Raw genomic sequence first — 1078 nt, 5'->3', positions numbered from 1 at the left:
CTAGCTGTATTGATCTGAGAGGTTGGTGACGCGGCTGGCTGGCGTTTGACCTTTGAGTGCAGTGTGGGCTCGATGGTGATTGTAGGCGTGGAGCCAGTCGGGGAAAGCAGCAACCCGCTCGGCTTCTGAGCGGTAGGGGCGGATGTAGGCCCATTCCTCGAGCATGGTGCGGTTGAACCGTTCGACTTTGCCGTTGGTTTGTGGCCTGTAGGGGCGGGTGCGTTTATGTTTGATATTCGGACCCAGCGCTTCGGCGAAAGCATGGGACCGGTAGCAGTTCCCGTTGTCAGTCAGAACACGCTGGACGGTAACTCCGTGTTCTTTGAACCAGGCGTTTGCCCGCACCCAGAAGTCTGCTGCCGTTTCCTTGGTTTCGTCAGTGAGAATCTCGGTGTAAGCCAGTCGTGAGTGGTCATCCACGGCATTGTGGAGGTAGTGGTAGCCAGGCCGGCGGTTGGCCTTGGTGCCGGTCTTGTTCTTCCAGCCAGCGGTCCTGCCCATGACTCGGTGTCCGCCGCCATCGGGGATCCGGCCCAGCTTCTTGATGTCCACGTGGACCAAATCCCCGGGCCTGTCGTGTTCGTAGCGGCGGATCACTCGTCCTGTGCCGCGATCGAGCCAGGTTAGTTTCGCCAGCCGGTAGCGGGACAGTACCCGGTGGACGGTTGAGGGGTGCAGGCCCAGCAGATAGCCGATCCTGGCAGGGCCCCACCGGCGGTTCACACGCACGGCGATGATCCTCCGCTCAGTACGCGTAGCAGTTCTGCGGGGCGAGGAATGTGGCCGACTCGAACGGTCCTTCATTCCTTCGGGTCCCTCCTCGCGGTAGCGCTTCGCCCAACGTTCAGCGGTCGGGACCGAGACCTGAAACCGCTCCGCGGCACGGCGCAGGCTCCAGCACTGATCAACAACGCACTGCGCGAGCTGCAACCGGCCACGAGGAGTGAGGAAAGCGTTAGGGTGGGACACGAAGACCTCCGTGTGTGGAAAAGGACTCTAGACAAGCCCCACTCCACCCGGAGGTCTTCTTCATGTCACCAAACCACGCCGGGCGTCACTAACGTCCGTGGTCAATACA

Annotated in this window: 1 protein-coding gene; it reads right to left on the bottom strand. The window is 61.3% G+C overall.

From position 1 onward, the window contains the following. Nucleotides 1-969 carry an IS481 family transposase gene (locus VXJ37_RS21025; protein ID WP_331324933.1) on the bottom strand — a complete coding sequence of 323 codons (969 nt, stop codon included), beginning with the start codon at nt 967-969 and terminating at the stop codon, nt 1-3. Between the last annotated feature and the right edge of the window lie 109 nt (nt 970-1078).

Source organism: Pseudarthrobacter phenanthrenivorans (assembly GCF_036455295.1).
GTDB classification, from domain to species: Bacteria; Actinomycetota; Actinomycetes; order Actinomycetales; family Micrococcaceae; genus Arthrobacter; species Arthrobacter phenanthrenivorans_C.
Note: the sequence above shows the minus strand (reverse complement) of the source record. Positions and strands in the feature narration are given on the sequence as shown.